Source organism: Streptomyces sp. NPDC023723 (genome assembly GCF_040639815.1).
In the GTDB taxonomy this organism is placed as follows: domain Bacteria; phylum Actinomycetota; class Actinomycetes; order Streptomycetales; family Streptomycetaceae; genus Streptomyces.
In genome coordinates, this window is sequence record NZ_JBFAAP010000022.1 from 93663 (window position 1) to 116576 (window position 22914).

General features: G+C 71.7%; 18 protein-coding genes and 1 pseudogene. 10 read left to right on the forward strand and 9 right to left on the reverse strand.

Going from position 1 to position 22914, the window contains the following annotated elements:
* Positions 1 to 8: 8 nt before the first annotated feature.
* From AB0G32_RS22840 to AB0G32_RS22860, 5 genes are all read left to right on the forward strand, one after another.
* Positions 9 to 1292, forward strand: a complete 1284-nt coding sequence (locus tag AB0G32_RS22840) for a hypothetical protein (protein WP_361166118.1) — start codon at positions 9 to 11, stop codon at positions 1290 to 1292.
* Positions 1293 to 1323: 31 nt separating this feature from the next.
* Entirely contained in the window at positions 1324 to 4017 is a 2694-nt protein-coding gene (locus AB0G32_RS22845) for a tetratricopeptide repeat protein (RefSeq protein ID WP_361166121.1), read from the forward strand.
* 3 nt (positions 4018 to 4020) lie between these two features.
* Positions 4021 to 5466, forward strand: coding sequence for a PP2C family serine/threonine-protein phosphatase (locus AB0G32_RS22850; protein WP_361166124.1), 1446 nt, complete (start codon positions 4021 to 4023; stop codon positions 5464 to 5466).
* A gap of 112 nt (positions 5467 to 5578) precedes the next feature.
* Positions 5579 to 6925: a VWA domain-containing protein gene (locus AB0G32_RS22855; protein ID WP_361166127.1), complete on the forward strand. Its 1347-nt coding sequence runs from the start codon at positions 5579 to 5581 to the stop codon at positions 6923 to 6925.
* 62 nt (positions 6926 to 6987) lie between these two features.
* On the forward strand, positions 6988 to 8415 hold the full coding sequence (locus AB0G32_RS22860) for an FHA domain-containing protein (protein WP_361166129.1): 1428 nt from the start codon (positions 6988 to 6990) through the stop codon (positions 8413 to 8415).
* Between the two features lie 6 nt (positions 8416 to 8421).
* Here the strand turns inward: AB0G32_RS22860 and AB0G32_RS22865 are convergent, their stop codons facing one another.
* Positions 8422 to 9399, reverse strand: a complete 978-nt coding sequence (locus tag AB0G32_RS22865; RefSeq protein ID WP_361166132.1) for a methyltransferase domain-containing protein — start codon at positions 9397 to 9399, stop codon at positions 8422 to 8424.
* Positions 9400 to 9461: 62 nt separating this feature from the next.
* Between AB0G32_RS22865 and AB0G32_RS22870 the strand changes: the two genes are divergently transcribed.
* Positions 9462 to 9866, forward strand: coding sequence for a globin (locus AB0G32_RS22870; RefSeq protein ID WP_361166135.1), 405 nt, complete (start codon positions 9462 to 9464; stop codon positions 9864 to 9866).
* On the opposite strand, the gene AB0G32_RS22875 is transcribed toward AB0G32_RS22870, so the two are convergent.
* Genes AB0G32_RS22875 through ettA form a run of 3 tightly spaced genes read right to left on the reverse strand, consistent with a single transcriptional unit; the run spans position 9850 to position 12608 of the window.
* Complete coding sequence (locus AB0G32_RS22875; protein ID WP_361166138.1) at positions 9850 to 10527, reverse strand: hypothetical protein; 678 nt, start codon at positions 10525 to 10527, stop codon at positions 9850 to 9852. The genes AB0G32_RS22870 and AB0G32_RS22875 overlap by 17 nt on opposite strands.
* Positions 10524 to 10937, reverse strand: coding sequence for a thioesterase family protein (locus tag AB0G32_RS22880; protein ID WP_361166141.1), 414 nt, complete (start codon positions 10935 to 10937; stop codon positions 10524 to 10526). Before AB0G32_RS22880 ends, AB0G32_RS22875 begins: the two co-directional genes overlap by 4 nt.
* 6 nt (positions 10938 to 10943) lie before the next feature.
* A complete protein-coding gene (ettA, locus tag AB0G32_RS22885; RefSeq protein WP_361166144.1) occupies positions 10944 to 12608 on the reverse strand; it encodes an energy-dependent translational throttle protein EttA in 1665 nt (554 codons plus the stop codon).
* Positions 12609 to 12846: 238 nt separating this feature from the next.
* Here ettA and AB0G32_RS22890 point away from each other — a divergent pair, with 238 nt between their 5' ends.
* Positions 12847 to 13359 (forward strand): hypothetical protein, encoded by a 513-nt coding sequence (locus AB0G32_RS22890; protein WP_361166147.1) that lies wholly within the window; start codon positions 12847 to 12849, stop codon positions 13357 to 13359.
* Here AB0G32_RS22890 and AB0G32_RS22895 read toward each other — a convergent pair.
* Positions 13348 to 13546: pseudogene (locus AB0G32_RS22895) on the reverse strand (hypothetical protein); the annotation flags it as partial. The gene AB0G32_RS22890 and the pseudogene AB0G32_RS22895 sit on opposite strands and share 12 nt — an antisense overlap.
* A gap of 173 nt (positions 13547 to 13719) precedes the next feature.
* On the opposite strand from AB0G32_RS22895, the gene AB0G32_RS22900 reads away from it, so the two are divergent.
* Positions 13720 to 15453, forward strand: coding sequence for an AIPR family protein (locus AB0G32_RS22900; RefSeq protein ID WP_361166150.1), 1734 nt, complete (start codon positions 13720 to 13722; stop codon positions 15451 to 15453).
* A 114-nt stretch (positions 15454 to 15567) separates the two neighbouring features.
* On the forward strand, positions 15568 to 16230 hold the full coding sequence (locus tag AB0G32_RS22905) for an HAD family hydrolase (protein ID WP_361166169.1): 663 nt from the start codon (positions 15568 to 15570) through the stop codon (positions 16228 to 16230).
* Here the strand turns inward: AB0G32_RS22905 and AB0G32_RS22910 are convergent.
* Complete coding sequence (locus AB0G32_RS22910; RefSeq protein WP_361166171.1) at positions 16211 to 17437, reverse strand: helix-turn-helix transcriptional regulator; 1227 nt, start codon at positions 17435 to 17437, stop codon at positions 16211 to 16213. The two genes, AB0G32_RS22905 and AB0G32_RS22910, sit on opposite strands and share 20 nt — an antisense overlap.
* A gap of 189 nt (positions 17438 to 17626) precedes the next feature.
* Here AB0G32_RS22910 and AB0G32_RS22915 point away from each other — a divergent pair, with 189 nt between their 5' ends.
* Positions 17627 to 18010 (forward strand): hypothetical protein, encoded by a 384-nt coding sequence (locus AB0G32_RS22915; RefSeq protein ID WP_361166153.1) that lies wholly within the window; start codon positions 17627 to 17629, stop codon positions 18008 to 18010.
* Between the two features lie 668 nt (positions 18011 to 18678).
* Here AB0G32_RS22915 and AB0G32_RS22920 read toward each other — a convergent pair.
* From AB0G32_RS22920 to AB0G32_RS22930, 3 genes are all read right to left on the reverse strand, one after another.
* Positions 18679 to 20109 carry a Cys-Gln thioester bond-forming surface protein gene (locus tag AB0G32_RS22920; protein WP_361166156.1) on the reverse strand — a complete coding sequence of 477 codons (1431 nt, stop codon included), beginning with the start codon at positions 20107 to 20109 and terminating at the stop codon, positions 18679 to 18681.
* A gap of 284 nt (positions 20110 to 20393) precedes the next feature.
* Positions 20394 to 20873, reverse strand: coding sequence for a single-stranded DNA-binding protein (locus tag AB0G32_RS22925; RefSeq protein ID WP_361166159.1), 480 nt, complete (start codon positions 20871 to 20873; stop codon positions 20394 to 20396).
* A 118-nt stretch (positions 20874 to 20991) separates the two neighbouring features.
* The coding region (locus tag AB0G32_RS22930; protein WP_361166162.1) for a YfjP family GTPase at positions 20992 to 22914 on the reverse strand (1923 nt) is incomplete at its 5' end.

A 22914-nucleotide genomic window follows, 5' to 3' on the forward strand; every position in this document is an offset into this window, starting at 1 on the left:
GGTGATCGATGGGCGTCACGGGACCCGCCGGGGCGGTGATGGACCGGGACGAGGTGGACCGTGCGCTGGCCCGGCTCGGCGCGGAGCACGAGGCGATCGAGACCTCGCTCCTCGCCCTCCAGGACCACGCGGGCCGCAGACTCCTCGAAGGCGCCGGCCTGACCGGCGTCACCAAGGAGCGGTGGTCGGACACGGAAGCGCGGATCACCCTGCTGTGGACGTACTTCGACGCCTACGCGGACGCCCTGCGCACCGCCCGGGAGGTGCGCGCCCGGCGCCGCTGGTCCAGCCGCGAGGACCTGGTGGAGCTGACCGAACTGCTGCGCGGCGAGTGCGTCACGCTGGCCGACACCGGCGCCACCGGCGGCCTGCTCAGCGAGCGCTTCACGCTGGCCGCGCTGGTCGACCGGATGAACGACCTGTACGCGTCCTCGCTGGACCTGGTGGTCGCCGCCGACGCGGTGTGGTCCGCGCTGCCCGCCCGCATCGACCTGCTGGCCGCCGAGCTCCAGCGCACCCGCCGGCTCGCGCACTCGGTCGGGGTCCGCCCCGGCGAGCACCCGGCCGGCGACGACCTGGACCGGATCACCCGCACCCTGACCCGGCTGCGCGAGGAGGTCGTCTCCGACCCGCTGGCGTACTGGGTGCCCACCGAGGGCAGTTCGGCGCCGGGCGGCGGCCGGCCGGACACCACGGTCTACGACCGCGAGGCGCGCGCGCTGGAGGACGTACGCCGGGAGATCGACGCGGTGCTGACGGTGCGGCAGGACGCCGAGCAGCGGATCGTGCGGCTGCGGGACGTGCTCTCGCGCGCCGACCGCACCCTCGCCGAGGCCCGGCTGGCGCGCGGCGAGGTGCTCGCCAAGATCGCCGCGACCGAGGTGCCGGTGGTCAGCGGCCCGCCGACCGCGCTCCAGGAGCAGCTCGCGGCGGCCGCCGAGTACCGCCGGCACGCCCAGTGGCACCGGCTCTCCCCGCTCCTGGAGTCCCTGGAGCAGAAGGCGGAGGACGAACTGATCCGGGCCCGCGAGTCGTTGACCGCGGTGACCGCGCCGCTCGCGGTCCGGGCCGAGCTGCGCGGCCGGCTCGACGCCTACAAGGCCAAGGTGGCCCGGCACGGCCTGGCCGAGGACCCCGAGCTGGTGGAGAAGTACGAGAAGGCCCGCCGCATGCTGTGGAGCGCGCCCTGCGACCTGCGCGTCGCCGAGCAGGCGGTACTGCGCTACCAGCGGGCGGCGGCGGAGCTGCTGGCCACCGGGGACCGGGCGCACGGCGCGGGGCCGGGCGCGTGAGCGACGGGACGGACGAGGGGGCGGCGGGGCGATGAGCGATCCGGGCGGACAGCGGACCGGGGCTCCGGACCGGGCGGCGGCACCCGCCTGCGGCCGCCCCGGCTGCGCCGGCAGCTACGAGGACGTCGGCGGCGGCGAACTGTACTGCGACACCTGCGGACTGGCCCAGGCCCCCGCCGTGCCACCGGCCCGCCCGGCGGTCCCCCGCGGCTGCCAGCGCCCCGACTGCGACGGCCGCTACGAGGACGTCGGCGGCGGCGAACTGTACTGCGACACCTGCGGACTGGCACCCGTGGTGTCGCCGTCCGGCCTGGTCGGCTCGCCGCCCACCGGTGTCGCCAGGGGCGCCGAGGAGAGCGGGTCGTCGCGGAGCGGCGGCAGCGGGCGTACGTCCTCCCGGTCCACCGGGTCCTCCCAGTCCTCGAAGTCCCGGCGCTCGGTGTCCGGACGGCTGTCCCGTTCGCTGTCCGGCCGGGCCACCAGCCGCTCGGTGTCGGTGCGCGGTTCCGGCTCCACCTCCGCCTCCTCCGGGCGCGGCCGGCTGGGCGCCGGTCTGGTCCAGGTGCCGGGGGTGCCGCGGCCGGACCCCCGGTCGATGGTCCTGGACCACCCGGAGGTGCCCGAGCGCAAGCGGTTCTGCTCGCGGGCGGACTGCGGGGCGCCGGTCGGCCGGGCCCGGGGCGCCCGCCCGGGGCGCACCGAGGGGTTCTGCACCAAGTGCGGCCACCCGTACTCCTTCGTGCCCAAGCTGCGCGCCGGGGACGTGGTGCACGGCCAGTACGAGGTGGCGGGCTGCCTGGCGCACGGCGGGCTCGGCTGGATCTACCTCGCCGTGGACCGGGCCGTCTCCGACCGCTGGGTGGTCCTCAAGGGCCTCCTCGACACCGGCGACCAGGACGCGATGGCCGCCGCCATCTCGGAGCGGCGCTTCCTCGCGGAGATCGAGCACGCCAACATCGTGCGGATCTACAACTTCGTCGAACACCTCGACCAGCGCACCGGCTCGCTCGACGGCTACATCGTCATGGAGTACGTCGGCGGCAAGTCGCTGAAGGAGATCGCCAACGGCCGGCGCACCCCGGAGGGCCGCCGCGACCCGCTGCCGGTGGGGCAGGCGTGCGCGTACGGCATCGAGGCGCTGGAGGCGCTGGACCACCTGCACAGCCGGCACCTGCTGTACTGCGACTTCAAGGTCGACAACGCCATCCAGACCGAGGACCAGCTCAAGCTGATCGACATGGGCGCGGTGCGCCGGATGGACGACGCCGAGTCGGCGATCTACGGCACGGTGGGCTACCAGGCACCGGAGGTCGCGGAGGTCGGCCCGTCGGTCGCCTCCGACCTGTACACGGTGGGCCGGACGCTGGCGGTGCTGACGTTCGACTTCCAGGGGTACACCAACGTCTACGTCGACTCCCTGCCGGACCCCGACACCATCGAGGTGTTCCGCCAGTACGAGTCCTTCTACCGGCTGCTGGTGCGCGCCACCGACCCGGACCCGAACCGCCGGTTCGCCACCGCGCAGGAGATGGCCGAGCAGTTGACGGGGGTGCTGCGCGAGGTCGTCTCGCTCCAGTCGGGGCGTGCCCGGCCCGCGCTGTCCACCCTGTTCGGGCCCGAACTGCGGGTCCCCGACACGGAGCTGTTCCCGAAGCCGCACGGCGAGGTGTCCCGGCTGGGCACCCGGCCGCCGCGGGCCCGGGGCAAGGGCCGACTGGGGCTGGGGGTCCTCGAGGGCTCCGGTGACCCCGGTAGCTCCGCCGCCCCCGGCCCGGTCAAGGCCGTCGACGGACCGCGGGCCGCCCTCGCGCTGCCCGTGCCCCTGGTCGACCCGGCCGACCCCAACGCCGGGTTCCTGGCCGGGCTGATCGCGTCCGCGCCGGGCGAGCTGCTGGGGGCGCTGGCCGCCGCGCCGGCCCCGTCGGTCGAGACCCGGCTGCGGCAGATCCGGGCCCGGCTGGAACAGGGCGAGGCCGGGCCCGCGCTGGAGACGCTGCGCACCCTGGAGACGGAACGGCCCGACGACTGGCGGGTGGTGTGGTACCGGGGCGTGGCCGCGCTGGTCACCGGCGACCACGAGGGCGCCGCGCTCTCCTTCGACGCGATCTACGACGCCTTCCCCGGCGAGCCCGCGCCCAAGCTGGCGCTCGGCCTGTGCGCGGAGGTGCTGGGCCAGTTGGACAACGCGGCCGAGTACTACCGGCTGGTCTGGTCGACCGACCCCAGCTATGTGAGCGCCGCGTTCGGCCTGGCCCGGGTCCGGCTGGCCACCGACGACCGGCGCGGCGCCGTACACACGCTGGAGTCGGTGCCGGAGTCGTCCATCCACTACATAGCGGCCCGGATGGCGGCGGCCCGGGCCCGGCTGCGTCAACTGACGCGCGGCGCCTCGGCCGTACCGTTCCTGGAGGACCTGACCGCCGCCGCGCGGCAGGTCGAGGCGCTGGACGTGTACGGTCTGGACCCGGCGCGCCGGGAGCAGTTGTCGGCCGAAGTCCTCGGCTGCGCGCTGGACTGGGTACTCTCCGGGGGCGGGGGTCCGGGCGAGGGGGACCCCGCCGCCGCCGGGGCCCGGACGCTGCTCGGCAGCGGTCTGGACGAACGGGGCCTGCGCTTCGGGCTGGAGCGTTCGTACCGCACGCTGGCCCGGCTGGCCCGTGGCGGCGAGGAGAGGATCGACCTGGTGGAACGTGCCAATCGTTACCGCCCCCGGACGTGGGTGTAGTTGATGTCGCAGATGCCCCGGCAGGCCGCCGTGCCGATGTGCCCCAGCTGTGCCGAACCGCTTGAGTCGGGCGACCGTTTCTGCGGTGCGTGCGGGCTGGACCTGTCCGCGCCGCCCGCCGACTCCGTGGAGTGTGTGGACAGCCCGACCGTCGTGATGAACGGCACGGTGGCCGGGCCCGGTGCGCCGGCCGGTACGCCGATGCCCGGCGGGCAGGCCGGGCCCACCGGTATGCCGCCCGCGCCGGCCGGCCCGCCGTCCGTGCCGCCCCCGCCGGTGGCGCCGCCCGCACCGGTCGCACCGCCCGCCGGCGCGGACCCGGCCGTCCCCGCGCAGTCCGCGGCGGAGCCGCCCGGCACGGCGCCGGGCGGCGTCCCGCTGCCGCCGCAGGCCCCGCCGCCGCAGGCCCCGCCGATGCCGTCGATGCCGCCGGCGGCCGCGGCCGGGACGCGGCCGGACTCCGCGCCAGAGCCGGACGAGTACCTGCTCCAGGCACCCGACCCCCGCCTCGGCGCCCCCGCCGCCGCCCCGGAGGGCACCGTGTGCGTCGCCTGCCGGGCCGGCCGGGTCGACGACGACGGGTACTGCGAGAACTGCGGGCACGCCCAGCCCCGGGAACGCGACCACATGGAGCAGGAGTGCGGCCCGCTCGCCGCGGTCACCGACCGCGGGCTGCGCCACCACCGCAACGAGGACGCGTTCGGCGTCGGCCACACCGCGCTGCCCGACGGCACCCCGGCCTCGGTGGCGATCGTCTGCGACGGCGTCTCCTCCGCGACCCGCCCCGACGAGGCGTCGCTCGCCGCGTCCCGCACCGCCCGCCAGACGCTGCTCGCCGCCCTGGAGCGCGGCACCCACCCGCAGCAGGCGATGCACGACGCGATCGTCGCCGCCGCGCACGCGGTCGACGCCCTGGCCGACGACCCCGCGGGCCCCCGCGAACACGCCCCGCAGCAGAACGCCCCGGCCTGCACCCTGGTCGGCGCCGTCGTCACCGCCGGGCTGCTGGTGGTCGGCTGGGTCGGCGACAGCCGGGTCTACTGGGTGCCGTCCGACCGCCGCGCACCGGCCGCCCGGCTCACCGAGGACGACTCCTGGGCCGCCCAGATGGTCGCCGCCGGCCTGATGAGCGAGGCCGAGGCGTACGCCGACGAGCGGGCCCACGCGATCACCGGCTGGCTCGGCGCGGACGCCTACGAACTGGAGCCGCACACCGCCTCGTTCAAACCCGACCGGGCCGGCGTGGTCGTGGTGTGCAGCGACGGCCTGTGGAACTACGCGGAATCCGCCCGGGAGATGGCCGAGGCGGTCCCCCCGGACGCCGCCGCGCGACCGCTGCACAGCGCCCGGGTACTGGTCGGCCACGCCCTGGACGGCGGGGGCCACGACAACGTAACAGTGGCGGTGGTGCCGTTCCCCGCCCCGCCGCAGGGGGCAGGATCGGCCTGAGGCCGACCGGCACAAAGCACGCGTACGGGGCCTCGCGGACCGCAGGGGGCGGTCCGCCGACCGCCGCGTCCCCGCCCCGGCGGGGGCGCTGTCGAGGGGGATGCGAACCGGCATGGCCAATTTCTCGAAGTCGAACGCGCCGCGGTTCTCGGTGGACGTCTACCAGAACGAGTACCTGCCCGAGGGCGGGCGCGAGGTCAACGCGATCGTCACGGTGACCGCGACCGGCGGCGGCACCGTCGGCACCGCGGTCACGGCACCGCACCTGTACACGTCCGGCCAGGGCCCGGCCGCGGCCGTCGCGGTCATGGTGGACTGCTCGGGCTCGATGGACTACCCGCCGACCAAGATGCGGGGCGCCCGCGACGCCACGTCCGCCGCGATCGACGCCCTGCGCGACGGCACGCACTTCGCGGTGATCGGCGGCACCCACGTGGCCAAGGAGGTCTACCCGGGCGGCGGACGCCTCGCGGTCGCCGACGCCACCACCCGCGAGCAGGCCAAACTCGCCCTGCGCAAGCTGAACGCGGGCGGCGGCACCGCCATCGGCACCTGGCTGCGGCTGGCCGACCGGCTGCTGTCCTCGGCGGACGTCGCCATCCGGCACGGCATCCTGCTCACCGACGGACGCAACGAGCACGAGTCGCCCGAGGACCTGCGGACCGCGCTGGACACCTGTGCCGGACGGTTCACCTGTGACGCCCGGGGCGTGGGCACCGACTGGGAAGTGAAAGAAGTCACAGCGATCTCCTCGGCGCTGCTCGGCACCGCCGACATCGTCGCCGACCCGGACGGACTGGCCGCCGACTTCACGCGGATGATGGAGACGGCCATGGGCAAGGAGGTCGCGGACGTCGCCCTCAGGCTGTGGACCCCGGCCGGCGCCACGGTGAAGTTCGTCAAGCAGGTCGCGCCGGCCGTGGCGGAGCTGACCGGCCGGCGCACCGAGGCGACCGCGCGGGCCGGCGACTATCCCACGGGTTCGTGGGGCGACGAGTCCCGGGACTACCACGTCTGCGTGGAGGTGTCCCCGGCCGGTCTCGGCCAGGAGATGCTGGCCGCGCGGGTCTCCCTGGTCGTCCCCCGGCCCGACGGGTCCGCGCACAGTCTGGGCGCCCAGGGTCTGGTCCGGGCGGTGTGGACGGACGACCTGACCGCCTCCACCTCGATCAACCCCCAGGTCGCCCACTACACCGGGCAAGCGGAACTGGCCCAAGTCATCCAGCAAGGGTTGGAACTGCGCAAATCGGGAGATGTAGACGGAGCAACGGCCAAACTGGGCCGCGCGGTTCAGCTCGCGGGCTCCTCCGGGAACGCGGATACTGCGAAACTGCTTGCGAAGGTGGTGGACGTGGTCGACGCCGCGGCAGGTACTGTGCGACTGAAAGCGAAGGTCGAGGAGGCCGACGAGATGACTCTCGAGACCCGGTCCACAAAGACTGTTCGTGTAAAGAAGTAGCAGAAGCAGCGCAAGCAGCGAAGAAGCACGCAGGATCTGCGAGGAGAGGGGGAAGCGCCGACATGCCGACCTGCCCGAACGGACACCAGTCGGGTTCCGACGACTGGTGCGAGGTCTGCGGTCACCGCATGGCCGGTGCCGTGCCTCCGCCTCCGCCGCCTCCGCCCCCGGGCGGTGGCTACGGCTTCCCGCCGCCCTCCGGTCCCGCGGCCGGCGGCCCCGAGCTGTGCCCGCAGTGCCGCACGCCCCGCGAGGGCGGCGCGCCGTTCTGCGAGGAGTGCCGGTGGAACTTCCTGACCAACACGGCCACCTCGTACACCCCGGCCGCCCCGCGCCCGGCCACCGGCCCGCCGCCGCACTTCCAGCAGCAGCCGGGCCCGCCCCCGTCCTACGGCGGTGGCGGCGGCGACTCCTACCCGGGCGCGCGTCCGCCGGAGTACCAAGGCTCCCGCCCGTCGCAGATCAACCGCCCGGCCGAGCCGATCCCGCAGAGCCCGCCCGGCTTCGGCGCCGACCCGTCCCGCCCGGTCCCGCCCCCACCGGGCCCACCGCCCGGCGCCCCTGGCGGTCCTGGCGGTCCTGGCGGTCCTGGAGGCCAGGGTCCGGGCGCGCCCGGTTCACCGGCTCCGGGTGGGCCCGGCGCGTACCGCGGCCCCGGCGGCGCCAACCCGTACAACGCTCCCGCCGGTCCCACCGGTCCCGGTGGGGCGAACGGCCCCGGCGGCCCCGGTGCCACGGCTCCCGGCGGCCCCCCGCCGGCCTGGCAGCAGCAGCCCGGTCCGTCGGCACCGCCGCCCCCGCCGCCCGCGTACCCGCAGGAGGGCGGCCGGCAGCAGCCGAGCGGTCCGCCCCCGCAGGGCGGTCCGTCCTTCGGCGGCGGTGACGACGACTGGCGCATCGCCCCGCCCGGCGGCGGCCAGAACGGCCCGGGCGCGCAGGGCGGCCCTGGCGGCCCCGGCGGCCCCGGCGGGCAGAACGGTTACGGCTATCCGCAGCCCGGCGGCCGGCCGGCCGCCGCGCCCCCGCCGCCGCCCGGTTACGGCTACCCGCAGCAGCCCCAACAGCCGCAGCCGCCGCAGCCGCAGGGCCCCTGGACGGCGACCATCGGCCCGGACCGCGAGTACTTCATGGCGATGATGCAGCGCTCCGGCCCGGAGGCCGCGGGGCTGAACCTGCCCGCGTACTCGCCCGAGCAGCAGCGCCCGCTGACCGGCGACCAGCTGACCATCGGCCGCCGCCGGCACTCCACCGGCGACACCCCCGACATCGATCTGTCGGTGCCGCCGGAGGACCCGGGCGTCTCGCACCAGCACGCGGTCCTGGTGCAGCAGCCGGACGGCGGCTGGGCGGTGGTCGACCAGAACTCGACCAACGGCACGACGGTCAACGGCGGCGAGGAGCCCATCCAGCCCTACGTGCCGGTGCCGCTCCAGGACGGCGACCGGGTGCACGTGGGCGCCTGGACGACGATCACCATCCGCCGCGGCTGACACCCGCTACGCCGGCAGGGGCCAGACGTACGGCCCCGCCGGATCGTCCAGCCACGCCCAGGCGCCCTCGGTGCTCACGGTGATGCCGTAGCGCTCCCGGCGCGGCGCGCCCTCGCGCTCCCACAGCGCGTACGCCTCCCGCGGGTCGAGACCGCCCCGGGTCAGCGCCAGCAGGAAGCGGAACAGGTCGTCGTCCCGGGCTCCGCGCGGTACGCCGCTCAGCCCCGGCACCGGAAGCTCGGCCCGCTCGCCGCCGCGCAGCGGCACGAAGTAGGCGGCCGTGCTCAAAAACCGCCCCTCGGCGTGCCCGGTGTCCCGCACGGTGAGCGCGACCAGGCCGGTGGCCAGCGGGGTCAGGATCCGGCCGCCGGGCCGGCACTGTCCGACCCAGGCGCGCGGTACGGCGGGCAGCGCGCAGGTCGCGATGATCCGGTCGTAGGGAGCGCGCTCGGGCACCCCGCGCGCCCCGTCGCCGGTCACCACGGCCGGCCGGTGGCCGGCGGTGTCCAGGTGCCGGCGGGCGGACTCGGTGATCTCCGGGTCCAGGTCGACGGTGGTGACCAGGCCGTCGTCACCGAGCCGGTGGCACAGCAGCGCCGCGTTGTACCCCGTACCGGCGCCGATCTCCAGCACCCGGTCGCCGTCCCGCACCCCCAGCTCGGTCAGCATCATCGCCATCAGCGACGGCTGGCTGCTGGAGGAGAGCAGTTCGCCGTCGCGCAGCCGGGTGGCCAGCGGTGCGTCGGCGTAGGCGCCGCGCAGCCAGCGCGCGCGGGCCGCCGGGTCGGGGTGCCCGTCCCAGCGGCGCTCGTAGCCGCCGACGGCGCCGACGTAGTAGTAGGGCACGAAGAGATGGCGCGGGACCGCCTCGAAGGACGCCCGCCAGACCGGGTCGGCCGCCCAGGCGCCGCTCAGCTCGATCTCCCGCACCAGCGCGGCCCGCGCCGAGGCGGCGAGGTCGTCCATGCCGCCGTCGCTGCCCATGCCTCCACGGTACGGGTCGTAGGACCCAAGTCCTGGTCCCGGCCGTCTGAGACCATGGGAGCGTGAATGAGATTCGGCGCGGCACGCTTCAGGAGCAGACCTTCTACGAGCAGGTCGGCGGGGAGGAGACCTTCCGCCGCCTCGTCCACCGCTTCTACCAGGGGGTGGCCGGCGACCCGCTGCTGCGGCCGATGTATCCCGAGGAGGACCTCGGTCCGGCCGAGGAGCGCCTCGTGCTGTTCCTGATGCAGTACTGGGGCGGCCCGACCACGTACAGCGACAACCGGGGCCACCCCCGGCTGCGGATGCGGCACGCCCCGTTCACCGTCGACCGGGCGGCGCACGACGCCTGGCTGAAGCACATGCGGGACGCCGTGGACGAGCTGGACCTGTCCGAGGAGCACGAGCAGACGCTGTGGAAGTACCTGACGTACGCGGCGGCGTCGATGGTCAACGCGCCGGGCTGATGCCGAGCGCCCCGGTGCCCGCGCGCCGGACGGCGACCGATCCGTAGGGCGTGCGCAGCCGCAGCCACGCCCCCGAGGAGACCAGCCCGGGGGCGCCGGCGCCGGCGCCGCGCAGGAAGCCCAGCGACTGGGCGGCGTGCACGGCCCGGACCGGCAGCCGGGTGTCCGCCACGGTGCGGGACCAGATGTCCCGCCCTATCCGGTCGTACTCGGCGCGGGTACGGCGCTCGGGGCCGAGTTCGCCGGTCCGCGCCCGGAACTCCGCGATCCCGGCGCCGACCAGGGCCCGCAGCGCGTCCAGGGACGGCAGGCCGGTCTCGGCCCGCCAGCCGCCGCGCGGCGGCAGCACCCCGGCCCACGGCGGCCCGGTCACCGCACCCGGCACGGCGGCGGTGGCCGCCTGCTCCACCACCGCCTCCAGCAGCTCACCGGCCGACACGGTCACGTCGAGCACGTCGTCGAGCCCGTCCTCGTACGGTTTCGCGAGCCGCGCCGCGCGGATCGCCAGCACCTCGAAGGACGGCGGCCGGCCGAAGACGGCGAGCGCGGTGCCGGCCGCCTGGAGGCGTACCGCGGCACCGCGGTCGTAGTGCAGCAGCCGGGAGAGGAAGGCCGCGAGATCCGCCGCCTCCCCCTCGTCGGCGAGGTGCAGGACCGTCATGCGGCGACGGCCTCCTCCTCGGCCTCGTCCCGGTACTCCTCCAGGAACTCGCGTTCCTCCGCGGTGATCCGCCGGGGCCGCTGGGCCTCGAAGTCGAACGGCACTATCACCGTGGAGGCCCGGACGTAGATCTGGTCGCCGTCCTTCACCTCGTAGGCGATCGTGAACGACGCGGCCCTGATCTGTGTGACCCACAGCTCGATGTCCACCGGGGCGTGCCGGTGGACGAGCTGCCGCTTGTAGTCGATCTCGTGGCGGGCCACCACCGACCCCTGCTTGAACTCCTTGTCCGGGCGGAACAGGAAGTCGATCCGGGCTTCCTCCAGGTAGCGCAGGAAGACCACGTTGTTGACGTGCCCGTACGCGTCCATGTCCGCCCAGCGCAGCGGGCAGCGGTAGATGTGCCGCAAGATCGATCAGCCCCGGGTCAGCTTCTTGTAGGTGGCACGGTGCGGACGCGCGGCGTCGGCACCCAGCCGCTCGATCTTGTTCTTCTCGTAGGACTCGAAGTTGCCCTCGAACCAGAACCACTTGCTCTCGCCCTCGTAGGCGAGGATGTGCGTGGCGACCCGGTCCAGGAACCACCGGTCGTGGGAGACGACCACGGCGCAGCCGGGGAACTCCAGCAGCGCGTTCTCCAGGCTGCTGAGCGTCTCGACGTCCAGGTCGTTGGTCGGCTCGTCGAGCAGCAGCAGGTTGCCGCCCTGCTTGAGGGTGAGCGCGAGGTTCAGCCGGTTGCGCTCGCCGCCGGAGAGCACACCGGCCGGCTTCTGCTGGTCCGGGCCCTTGAACCCGAAGGCGGACACATACGCCCGGCTCGGCATCTCGACCTGGCCCACGTTGATGTAGTCCATCTCATCGCTGACGACGGCCCAGAGCGTCTTCTTGGGGTCGATGTTCTCGCGGCTCTGGTCGACGTAGGAGATCTTGACGGTGTCGCCGACCTTGATGGACCCGGAGTCCGGCTCCTCGAATCCCTGGATCATCTTGAAGAGCGTGGTCTTGCCCGCTCCGTTGGGCCCGATGACCCCGACGATCCCGTTCCGCGGCAGCGTGAAGCTGAGATCATCGATGAGAACCTTCTCCCCGAACGCCTTGCTGAGGTTGTTCACCTCGACGACGACGTTGCCCAGGCGCGGGCCCGGCGGGATCTGGATCTCCTCGAAGTCCAGCTTCCGCATCTTGTCGGCCTCGGCGGCCATCTCCTCGTACCGGGCGAGCCGCGCCTTGGACTTGGCCTGCCGGCCCTTGGCGTTGGACCGCACCCACTCCAGCTCGTCCTTGAGCCGCTTCTGCCGCTTGGCGTCCTTCTGGCCCTCGACCTTGAGGCGGGTGGCCTTGGTCTCCAGGTACTTGGAGTAGTTGCCCTCGTAGCCGTGCAGCCGGCCGCGGTCGACCTCGCAGATCCAGCCGGCCACGTTGTCCAGGAAGTACCGGTCGTGGGTCACGGCCACGACGGTGCCCTCGTACTTGGCGAGGTGCTGCTCCAGCCAGTTGACGGACTCGGCGTCGAGGTGGTTGGTCGGCTCGTCGAGCAGCAGCAGGTCGGGCGCCTCCAGCAGCAGCTTGCACAGCGCGACGCGCCGCTTCTCACCACCGGAGAGGTTGCTGACCGCCCAGTCCCCGGGCGGGCAGCCCAAGGCATCCATGGCCTGCTCCAGCTGCGCGTCGAGGTCCCACGCGTTGGCATGGTCCAGCTCTTCCTGCAGCTTGCCCATCTCTTCGAGCAGCGCGTCGGAGTAGTCGGTCGCCATCTGCTCGGCGATCTCGTTGAACCGGTCGAGCTTGCCCTTGACCTCGGAGACGCCCTCCTGGACGTTCTCCAGAACGGTCTTCTCCTCGTTGAGCGGCGGCTCCTGGAGCAGGATGCCGACCGTGTAACCCGGCGACAGGAACGCGTCCCCGTTCGACGGCTGCTCCAGCCCCGCCATGATCTTCAGAACGGTCGACTTGCCGGCCCCGTTCGGACCGACGACACCGATCTTCGCCCCCGGCAGGAAGCTGAGGGTGACATCGTCGAGGATCACCTTGTCGCCGTGCGCTTTGCGCGCCTTGCGCATGGTGTAAATGTACTCAGCCAAGAGAAACCGTCCGGCAGCTTAATCAGGCAGTGGGCAGATACACCCCATCTTGCCGCACCGCCACCCCTGCGCGGAAACCTGTATCCGGCGGCGGCTGTGACCTGGGGTTTCCGGGCGGGCGCCTGACGCTCAGCTGTCACTGCCGGTCGCTGTCGATCGGCCTCGGGCACCCTTGGACGGCCCAGAGACGGCCCGAGAATGATCAGACACCCTTCCCGTGCCGGGCTATCGTTCCGCCGTGACAAGCGCACCGGAGCGCCCCATCCTCTTCCTCGACGTGGACGGCCCGTTGATCCCGTTCGGCTCGTCGTCCGGCCGCCCGCGAGCGCCCGGTTCTGCTGCGACGCCTTCCGTGACGCAGGAGCATCCGCTTCTCGACCGCCTCGACGCCGGGGTCGGGCCACGCCTAATGGCCCTGGACTGCGACCTGGTGTGGGCGACGACATGGGGAGAGGACGCGAACGTGATCGTCGCCCCGCGCACCGGGCTGCCGCGTCTGCCGGTGGTGCCATGGTCGGCCGACAGCGTCGACGCCGTCCCCCGCGGCCTGCACTGGAAGACGCCCCACCTGGTCGCCTGGGCTGACGGCCGACCGTTCATCTGGGTCGACGACGAGATCAGCGACCTGGATCGCCTCTGGGTGGCCGCCGCGCACCGTGGACCTTCACTTCTCCATCGCGTCGCGCCGGCGATAGGTCTCACTACCGCCGACTTCGCGGCACTGGCCGACTGGCGCGGCTCAGCTGCGTAGGTGAAAGGCGCCCAATCGGTTGATCGGGATCTCATACACGATCTCGCAGTGAGCGGTAGGCACGACGATGCCGCCGTCTCGACCGACCGCCCCTCGTCGCTGTAGTAGGTCGCCGGACGTGCGTGACGTGTGCGGCCTCCTCCTGGACGCGGAGGTGTGACGCTTCCTCGACGGTCGCCTGCCGGGGGGGGACTGTTCCACCGCGTGGCTGAGGGAAGTTGCTGCAGCAGCCCTGGGTCGAAGCCAGGACTACGACTGCGTCTCTCATGTGCCTCAAGCGCCGTCGTCCCACGTCTTGTCGCTGGCACGCCGATTCGCCAAAATGAAGCTTCGAGTTCGTGGCGCTGGGGGGCACTGCAGATGGCTGTGAAGAGTAATGATCAACGCTTGCTGGACCGAATCCTGGAAGACCAGAGGCGTCAGCTCGCACCGACTCAAAAGATGGACGACTTTTTCAATTACTTCACGGCAAGTACCGCATTACAAGATTTCGATCTAGATATCGATGAACTTCGCGATGGCATCGTTGACGGCTCTCACGATTGCGGCGTAGACGGTCTCTGGGTATTCGTTGACGATCGCTACGTCTCCGCGAGCGTGGAACGACACGTGACGCTTCAAGCGAAGAAAATCGAGCTAGTCATCCTGCAGGCCAAAACGTCACCGAGCTTCCAGGAGAGCGCTTTCGAAAAATTGCACTATCACCTGCCTCTACTGCTCGACATGGGTCGGGACGCCAAAGCGTTGTCGAACTCAACCAACGCAAAGCTTATTGATCGCACCGGCAGATTCCTCGACGTTCTAGAAGCTCTGGCGTCACAGTTCCCAGATGTTTCGATCCGCGTAATTTACGCCTCTCGCTCAGTCGAGACACCTCACCCGAATGTGCGAGCAAAAGGAAATAGACTCGCGCGCGAGCTAGCTAAAGTCGCCTCTCGGACCAAGTGCCATGTGGAGTACCTAGGGGCCGCCGAACTGAGAGAGATGTCGGGGCGTGGCGCGTCCACGGTTCTGAGGATGACCTTCACGGAAACGCCCGTCAGCACGTCACTCGGCGAGGGCTATATATTTCTAGTACGCCTGGACCATTACTACGATTTCATCACGTCGGACAATGACGCTCTCAGGCTTGAACTATTCGAGTCCAACGTTCGTGACTACGCAGGCCGAACGTCGGTGAACGCGGCGATCAGCGAAACATTGAAGTCGAACCATCGTGAAGATTTTTGGTGGTTCAATAACGGCGTTACCATCGTCGCCGAAGAGGTCAGCATTGCGGGAAAGCAAATCATCGCAAGGGACCCGCAGATCGTCAACGGTCTGCAAACCAGCCATGAAGTGTACAACCACTTCCGCAACGACGGACATCACAACGATCGCTCAGTTCTCGTGCGAGTACTGGTCCCTCCTTCGTCCGGGCGCGCCAGGGATGTAATTATCCGCGCAACCAACAGTCAGACAGAACTCCCACCAGGCGCCCTGCGAGCTACCGAGAAGATTCAAAAGGACATTGAAGAAGCACTCGCTCGTGACACCTATCGTTACGAGCGGAGAGCGAATTACTATAGAAATCTGGGCTACTCACTCGAACAGGTAGTCAGCATGTCCAGGCTGGCACGCGAGTACACAGCACTCGTGATTGGCGAACCGCATACGGCACTCAAATACTCGGAGACTCTACTTCTGGAGGATTCCCACTACTACAAAGTATTCTCCAGCGACAATGACATCGATATTTACGGTCTCGTCCTTGACGTGCACGCGCGCATCGCAGAGTTCTTGACGAGTTACGCTCGCGATCGGCCGCTTCTGGGCGACACGACAGAGAACTGGAAATATCACCTCGCGTACATGAGTTCATTCACGCTAACTCGGCTGAGACGACCTGAGCAGCGCGATATTTTGAATATCAAGCTAGGGCATCTATCCGATGACCTTCTCGGCGCGATGACCAATTTATTGGATCGCGAATACCGCAGCGCTCTGCGTGGAAATAGAACACAAGGAATCGACAAGGTGGCGCGGAGTCAAGACTTCACCACCAGACTGCGCCAGGCAACTGTCGTAATGCGTCGTTTCAAGATCGACCGATAGCATAGGGGCTTTCATCTGCCCATATGTGCGCCGCCGGACTTCGACTGGGGACGGTCAGCCCCTACCGTCTTGAGCGGGCCGGGTCATCGTGCCCGCTCGGATATGGTCGGCGACATGATTCGCGCTGTGATCTTCGATGTCGGCGAGTGCCTCGTGGACGAGACCCGGGAGTACGGCACCTGGGCGGATTGGCTCGGCGTTCCCCGGCACACCTTCGCCGCCGTGTTCGGCGCCGTCATCGCCCAGGGCCGCGATTACCGCGACACCTTCCAAGAGTTCCGGCCCGGCTTCGACCTCTACGCGGAGCGCGAGAAGCGTGCTGCGGCCGGGCAGCCGGAGCACTTCGGAGAGGACGACCTGTACCCCGACGTCCGAGATGCGCTCGCCGCGCTGCGTACGGACGGCATGTGGCTGGGCATCGCCGGAAACCAGACCGTCCGCGCCGGCTGGATACTGCGGGAGTTGTTCACCTCGGACGTGGACCTTATCGGCACCAGCGACGACTGGGGGGCCAGCAAGCCCGACCCGGCCTTCTTCCGACGCGTCGCCGAGGCCGTCCCTGCCGAACCCGCCGAAGTGCTGTACGTCGGAGACCGCGTCGACAACGACATCGCGCCCGCGCGCAGGGCGGGGATGCAGACCGCGCTCGTGCGCCGTGGGCCGTGGGCGACGATCCAGTGGAACAGCGAGGAAGCGAAGAAGCTGCCCACCCTTCGGGTGGAGAGTCTTCTCGAACTGTCCGCGTCGATTAAGCGGTTCAACGCGCGAGGGCGCTGACCGTCGTCGACCAGACGTACAGCCGGTCGTCGAGTTCTCGCACGCATCGCTCCTGCTGGTGCGGCGCCAGTGTGCGCCTTACCTCACGTACACGTTCCATACCCGTCGCGTACCAGGTCTCCTCCAAGTGGTTGAGAGCACGGATCGCGTACCCGCACGCGGCCTCAACGTCCCCTGCCGTGGCTTCGACTGCGGCGAGGTCGCCGAGGACGACGGTCGTCTGCTTCCCGTCGGCGGGACCGAGCGCGTCCAAGACACCGAGGAGTGTGTCGCGGGCTTGCGGCAAGTGGCCCGCCTTCAGCTGGGTGTTGCCCTTGAAGGCGGCGAGCCTGACCCGAGAGAACCAGTCGAGCCACTCGGGGCTGTCGTGTTCGCCGCCATCGGCGAGGACGTCCTCGGCGTGCCCGATCAGATGCAGTGCGGTCCTGGTGTGGCCGCACCGGGTCTCGCACTCGGCCTCCACCGCGTCGAGCCAGGCCAGTAGCTCGGCCGAAGCCGGACCACGCCTGGCGTAGGTCCGCGCGGCCACCATCCGCTCGGCCGCCTCGTCCCGACGTCCGGTCCAACCCGGGATGAACGCGGTATGCGCCAGGACGGCGGCACCGAGGAGCGCGTCGTCCGCCTCACCGGCCGCCTGGAGCGCACAGAGCAGCGTGCCGCCCGCCCGGTCCGCATCCCGTAGGTCGAAAAACTCGATCCGCCCGGCCAGCAGGTAACTCTCAGCGAGCGCGGTTGCGACGCGTTGACGTGTCTGACCGGCTGTCTCGCTGAGCAGCGCGCACCCGAGCGTTGCGTGGGCGAGCGCCGCCGGGTGCAACGTGGTGGGCGGGACCGTCCAGTACAGACGGCGGTGGGACCGGGTGACTGCCTCGTAATCCTCTGCGGCGCTCGCCGGCTGTACCGCGAATGACCGCGTAGGCACCGCGGGGAGACCAACCGCAGTTGCGGGGACGGTAGGCACGGCACGTCGACCAGACCACCGGGGGCCGCCGCCTGTCGGGGTGAATCCCAATGCCTCCAGGTCTTGGCCGAGGAGGCGGGTGAGTGCCTGCTCCTGTTCGGGTTGCGGCCAGGGAGGCGCTGCGGACTCCCATCGGCGGACCTGCCGGACGCCGACACCGAGAGCTCCGGCGAGGGCCTCCTGTGAGTTGTATCCCGCGGCCAGCCGTGCGGCCTTGAGTCGGGTGTTGCCTTTGGGACGTGGCACTGGATCCTCCGTTTCGAGCACTGCCGCCAGTGTCACTGGAAAGTCCCTGCGAAGGCCAGCTTTCCTCCTTGAGCCTGACAATAAGTCCGCTTTCCTCCCGTGGAAAGGCCCATAAAAGTCCTAGAAGCAGCGACTCATGGAGGCCAGTCTTGTACACACCCGATCGACGCCGGTGCTCAGGAGACCTCCATGCCCACGTCCTTACCATCTGCCAAGACGTGCACGGTCGTACGCGTCGGACAGCACTGGGACGCCATTCGCGTGCCGCGATCCGTCGGCCTGTCCGCGATGGTCGCCCTCGGCAGCCGCTCCGGTGCGGTCCTCGATGATGCCGCCGGCGCTGTCCACTTCTTCGTTCCACTCGGCACCGCCGATGTGTGGACGGATGAGACCAGCCGCGCACTCGTCACCGGGCTTCCGCTGACCGTGCCACCGCCGCTGCGCATCGCAGGCCCTGGGGCCCACTGGCGGCTCCGCCCGGGCGACCGCGGAATGCTCACAGATCCCGACGCGCTCGCCGCAGCACTCGCCGACGCATTCGGTCCACCGCTCGGCAAGGAAGAAACAACATGAGCGATCCGCAGCAGTCGGCCTACAGCCCAGTCCGTTGGTGCCCCTGGTGCCGGGCTTACCTGACAGGCACCGTCCTTGTCTCTCCACAGGACAGCGAGTCGGGCCCGGCGGTCTCCGGCTTGTACGCATGCGACGCGTGTGTACAGATTCACCGTCTCATCCCGCTCGCGGACCGCCACGACAGCGTCGGCTCAGGTAGCACCCCTGAGGTGATCTGTGCGCGCTGCGACCAGCCGATGGCCGCGGACGAGGCGGAGCCGGTGGACACCGTCGTGCCGACAGGGGCCGGGGCGACGGTCTACCGGCACCGGTCGTACTGCCGGCCGGTGCCGGTTCCGACTCGGCCGAGCGGCCTCGGTGCCGACCTGGCCGCTGAGTGCCGACGACAACAAGGCGCATGAGCGTCTACCCCCGCGCTGCCCAGTCCTCGTCGAGGACGCCCAGGTGAGGGAACTGCCTCGGCCGAGGTGTTCGCGGAGCCACAGGGCGAAGGGGCCCTCGCTGTCAGGGTCCAGAAGTCCGTGGGCTCGTTGATGCCGTGGATCTCCAGAGCGATGCGGTAGCCGAGCAAGGTGGAGTACAGGTGCTGGAGGGAGCCGCCGTCGACCCCGCGGAAGGGGTGGCGGCGCGCCTCGGCCAGGGAGTGTCGAGAGCGACGCGGTCTCCGCTCAGTTCGGGGGCCGGGGGCTCTTCCTGCGGATGACGAAGAGGGTGCCGGCGCCGATCGCCACCAGGGCCAGGGCCATGCCGCCTATCAGCGGGGTGACCTCCGAGCCGCCGGTGTCGGCGAGGTTGACGTCCGGGGTGGCGACGTCGGTCGTGGCGGGGCTGGGCTCGGTCAGGGTCTGGGTGGAGTCGCCGGCCGTGCTGCTCTGGTTGCGGCAGTCGAGGACGCCGGTGAAGCGCTGTTCGAAGCCGCCGGTGCCGCTGACGGTGAAGTCGTAGGGCTGGTCCTCCTGGAGGGGGACGGCGACCGTGCGGGTCTCGCCGGGGGCGATGGTGTACTCGGTCTCCAGCAGCTCGAAGGTGAACGCCTCGTCGCCCTCGTTGGCCGCCGTGATGTCCAGGCCGCCGTCCGTGTCGTCCGCGGTGCAGTTCTCCGCCGCCGACAGCGCGGCTGTCGCGCCCTGCTTCGCCCAGTTCGCGGTGGCCGTCGCCGTGACCGTCGACTCGCTGGAGCCCGCCAGGATCTGGGTCTGGCTGCGGCTCTCGGCGGCGAAGGCGCGGCCGACCGGCACGGTGGTCGAGGCGTGCACGGTCAGGTCGGCCGTGCCGGCCGTCGCGTCGTCGGGCACGTCGAAGTAGATCTCGGTGCCGTCGGAGACGGTGCCGACCGGTTCGCCGTCGGCGTCGACTATCCGTACGCCGCTGGTGGCGGAGTCGGCGGGCGGGGTCACCGTCGCACCGCCGGCGTTGGTGTGCACCGTGACCGGGCCGAGCCGTTCGCCGGGCCGGCCGGAGACGGCGGGCGGGTCGACCGTGAGGGATGCCGTGGGCTCGGCGACGGCGCGGGCGTTCTTCTCCAGGTAGTCCGCGAGCCGCTCGGCCTCCGGGTCGGCGGCTGTCACGTCCGCCTGGTCCGAGTACCGCCAGATCGCCACCTGGGTCCCGGCCGCCGCGTCCTCCTCGGTGAGGGAGCCCCGGACGCCCGCCTTCTTCGCGAGCGACGCGAGATCGTTGACCTGCGGATAGGAGTTCTGGAGGATCCAGCGGACCCGGCCCGCGTCCTTGTTGGTGCCCAGCGAGGTGCCGCTCCAGGGCGTCTCGTGGTACTTGGCGTCCTTCTGCGTGGGGTTGAGGAGGTCGACGCAGTAGGTCTGGAGCATGCCGCCGCCCTCGACGGACATCTCGAACAGGCCGGCCGAGACCTCCTGGTCGCCCGTCTCGTCGTGGATCACGGCGGTGCCGTACGTCTTCAGACCGCTCATGGTGGCCGTCGCGCCGCCCTGGCCCGGTGCCGTCGCCGTGTCCTGCGCGGCGGCCCGGCCGGCGCCCGCCAGCGCGGTGGTGGCCACGGCGAGCACGGACACCAGGAACGAGGCGGCCAGGCGGGCCGCGCCGCGCCGGTGCGCGGACAGGTCAGTGAGCGAAGCAAGCACCAAATTCCCCTTCGAGCAGGACCGGGTGGCGTGGGGAGCACGGTCCCACCAGCAGAATCAGCGGCCCCTCGGGGCCCGTTCGGCATCCTAAGGATCTGGCACATCGTGCCAGCCGGTGCGGCCGCCCGATCATCGATCCGACTCGGAATCGTTATCGCCGAACCGCAGGTGAGCGGGGCTTATCGACAAATCCACCCCGGTGGGACCGGTATGCATCCGCCGATAAGCCGCCAACCCCACGGATACGGCTCAAGTGGCGGGAAACGTCAGGAGCGCGGCTGTTTTCAGGTCACCGCGGCGGGTTCCTTGTGCCGTGCGGGGCCCTGCTCCTGGTCCCGGTCCCCGGACTCGCCCGCCGGTGTCTCCCAGTCCGGCTCGGGACGCGCCGCGGCGGCCGCCGGTTCCGGCCGGTTCACCCGCCGGAAGGCCGACGTCCCGCGTGCCATGTCGTGACCGACGGCCACCGCGTCGATGTCCGCCGAGGTCCAGCTCTGTCCCTCGCGCACGTCGGTCCGCACCTTCAGCCGGCCCTGCACGATGACCGGCTCCCCCACCTCCAGCGATCCCGACACGTTGGCGGCGAGCTGGCGGTTGGCCCACACCGTGAAGAAGTTGGTGTGGCCGTCCGTCCACGCGTTCTTCTCGCGGTCCCAGTAGCGGGAGGTGACCGCCAGCCGGAACCGGGCCGACGGGCCGTTCGCCAGCTCCCGGAACACCGGCCGGGTCGCCACGTTGCCCACCACGCAGACCATCGTCTCGTTCATTTTCGCCCACCCCTCCATGCCGCCGGGGCTGTCCCGTACGGCCGTGGCGACCGCGTCCGTCGCGATCGCCGCACGGCCAGACTGCCCCGTCCGGACCGGACCCGCCGGGCCCTGTGGATCACCCTCCGCCTGTGGAGAACTCCGCCACCCGAACGGGTGATCCGGCCCCCGTCACCCGCCCGTACTGCTCCCGTACCTCCCGGTACCGCAGCAGCTCCGCCGCCAGCGGGTCCAGTACCCGGGCCCGGCCGCAGCCGGCGGACGTCTCCCGCAACCGCCGCTCCGCCTCCTGGCCGTACCGTCTGGCCGGGCCGCGGGCCGCCATCCGGCAGCTCCACTCGATGAGCGGGCCGCCGACGATCCCGGACAGCATCAGCAGCACCGGCACCCCCAGGTTCGGGGACAGGACGCCGGCGATCTGGCCGAGCAGCCACAGGCCGCCCACCACTTGCAGCAGGGTCATCGACGCCTGGGCCAGGACGGCCATCGGCCACCAGCCCGGCCGCGGCGGGCGCCCCGGCGGCAGCCCCGAGCGGGCGGCCAGCTCGTCCAGCGCCTCGGGCAGCCCCTGCGCGCCGCGCACCGCCGCCTCGCGCACCGCCTGCGCCCAGGGCACGGGCAGCCCGGTGGACGCCCGGTCGGCCACCGTACGCACCGCCTGTTCGACGCGCTGGCGGGCGGTGGCCTCCTCGTCGGCCTGGGAGCGCAGCGGGAGCCGTCCGGTGGGAGGTTCGCGCCGGTCGTGGTACCAGCGCCACAGCCGCAGCCAGGGTGTGCCGCACGCGCGGTTGGCGTTGCGCAGCCAGGCGCGTTCGGCCGCCTCGCCCGCCGCCGTGGCGCCCACCGCGTCGGCGAGCCGGTCGGCGAACTCCTCCCGCGCCTCCTCGCTGAGCCCGGTGCGCCGCCCGGTGACGTACACGGACCGCAGCCGCCCGGCGGCGGCGTCCACGTCGGCGGCGATCCGGCGGGCCGGTGCCTCGCGTCCCGCGACGAACTGGCCGAGCACCTCGCGCAGCTCGCCCACGCCGTCCCCGGTCAGCGCGGACAGGGCGAGCACGGTGGCGCCGGGTTCGCCGTACTCGCCCAGCGCGATGCCGTCCTCGTCGAGCAGCCGGCGCAGGTCGTCGAGGACCTGCTCGGCGGCCTCGCCGGGCAGCCGGTCGACCTGGTTGAGGACGACGAAGGTGACCTCCGCGTGGCCCGCCAGCGGGCGCAGATAGCGCTCGTGCAGGACGGCGTCGGCGTACTTCTCCGGGTCGACGACCCAGATGACGGCGTCGACCAGGGCCAGTACCCGGTCGACCTGTTCGCGGTGCTGGACGGCGGCGGAGTCGTGGTCGGGCAGGTCCACCAGGACCAGGCCGCGCAGTTGCGCGTCGGTGCCGGGCTGCTGCACGGGCCGCCGGCGCAGCCGGCCCGGGATGCCGAGCCGGTCCAGCAGGGTGGCGGCGCCGTCGCTCCAACTGCACGCGATGGGCGCGGAGGTGGTCGGGCGGCGTACCCCGGTCTCCGAGATGTTGACCCCGGCGAGCGCGTTGAACAGCTGGGACTTGCCGCTGCCGGTGGCGCCGGCCAGGGCGACGACGGTGTGCTGCCCGGAGAGCCTGCGCCGCGCGGCGGCCTCGTCCAGGACCCGGCCGGCCTCGGCGAGGGTCCGGCTGTCCAGGCGGGTACGGGAGAGACCGACCAGTTCGCGCAGCGCGTCCAGCCGGGAGCGGAGCGGGCCGTCGTAGGCCAGCGGGGTCACGGCCTGGGCGCCGCCCGAGGCACGGCCCTCCAGGCCGGCGCAGAGGGAGGGGGCGGAGGTGGCGGAGTAGGCGGAGGCGGCGGTGTGGGGCTCGGCGCCGCCCGAGGTCTCGTTCACCCGCCGTGCGATCAGCCCGTCGTCCCAGGCGTCCTCGGCGTCCTCGGCGTCCTCGGCCGCCTCGGCGCCCTTGCCGGCGGGCACGCGCGCGGGGCCGCCGACGCCGGGGGCGGGGCGGCCCCGGTGGGCGGCCCCCTCCCCGCGGCCCAGCAGTCCCCCGAGCCCCAGGCCGCCGGC

Bases quoted from the DNA above. Each gene is read 5' to 3' on its own strand.
- AB0G32_RS22865 (WP_361166132.1), bottom strand. From the start codon at position 9,399: ATGGGCAGCGACGGCGGCATGGACGACCTCGCCGCCTCGGCGCGGGCC.
- AB0G32_RS22845 (WP_361166121.1), top strand. From the start codon at position 1,324: ATGAGCGATCCGGGCGGACAGCGGACCGGGGCTCCGGACCGGGCGGCG.
- AB0G32_RS22900 (WP_361166150.1), top strand. From the start codon at position 13,720: ATGGCTGTGAAGAGTAATGATCAACGCTTGCTGGACCGAATCCTGGAA.
- AB0G32_RS22860 (WP_361166129.1), top strand. From the start codon at position 6,988: ATGCCGACCTGCCCGAACGGACACCAGTCGGGTTCCGACGACTGGTGC.
- AB0G32_RS22840 (WP_361166118.1), top strand. From the start codon at position 9: ATGGGCGTCACGGGACCCGCCGGGGCGGTGATGGACCGGGACGAGGTG.
- AB0G32_RS22925 (WP_361166159.1), bottom strand. From the start codon at position 20,873: ATGAACGAGACGATGGTCTGCGTGGTGGGCAACGTGGCGACCCGGCCG.
- AB0G32_RS22915 (WP_361166153.1), top strand. From the start codon at position 17,627: ATGCCCACGTCCTTACCATCTGCCAAGACGTGCACGGTCGTACGCGTC.
- AB0G32_RS22850 (WP_361166124.1), top strand. From the start codon at position 4,021: ATGTCGCAGATGCCCCGGCAGGCCGCCGTGCCGATGTGCCCCAGCTGT.
- AB0G32_RS22905 (WP_361166169.1), top strand. From the start codon at position 15,568: ATGATTCGCGCTGTGATCTTCGATGTCGGCGAGTGCCTCGTGGACGAG.
- AB0G32_RS22875 (WP_361166138.1), bottom strand. From the start codon at position 10,527: ATGACGGTCCTGCACCTCGCCGACGAGGGGGAGGCGGCGGATCTCGCG.
- AB0G32_RS22855 (WP_361166127.1), top strand. From the start codon at position 5,579: ATGGCCAATTTCTCGAAGTCGAACGCGCCGCGGTTCTCGGTGGACGTC.